The organism is Mesorhizobium sp. M8A.F.Ca.ET.208.01.1.1, assembly GCF_004791315.1.
In the GTDB taxonomy this organism is placed as follows: domain Bacteria; phylum Pseudomonadota; class Alphaproteobacteria; order Rhizobiales; family Rhizobiaceae; genus Mesorhizobium.
The window spans coordinates 1-341 of the sequence record NZ_SRUT01000170.1 but is presented as its reverse complement, the minus strand read 5'-3'; the positions used below and the strand labels follow the sequence as shown (position 1 = coordinate 341).

Here is a 341-nt window from a genome sequence, read left to right as displayed (position 1 = left end):
AATAGTATTACCTCGCTTTCAAAAATCTTACTTGAAATTTTATATATAAAATAACTTAGTATAAAATATTGTAAAATAACTATAATAAAATAACCATACCAATATCCTAAAACAACGTTTTCATAAAATTGATGTAAAAATGGACTATTTAATTTAAGCGATTCTGTATAACAGTAAAATAACCCGATGGTTAAATAAGGAATAAAGATATATTTAAATCTAGACCATAAATATTTAAATGTTATTTTCTCATAATTCAAAGTTGTTAATAATTGAGATAAGATAATAAAACTCGGTGTACCAAAGATAACAATATTTTGAACATAATAAAGAAGTTTTAA

The 341-nt window shown here is 20.8% G+C and carries 1 protein-coding gene; it reads right to left on the bottom strand.

The annotated features are described in order from the left end of the window. Positions 1–341, bottom strand: a 341-nt coding sequence (locus EN851_RS36870) for an acyltransferase family protein (protein WP_348630749.1), incomplete at both ends; no start/stop codon positions are given.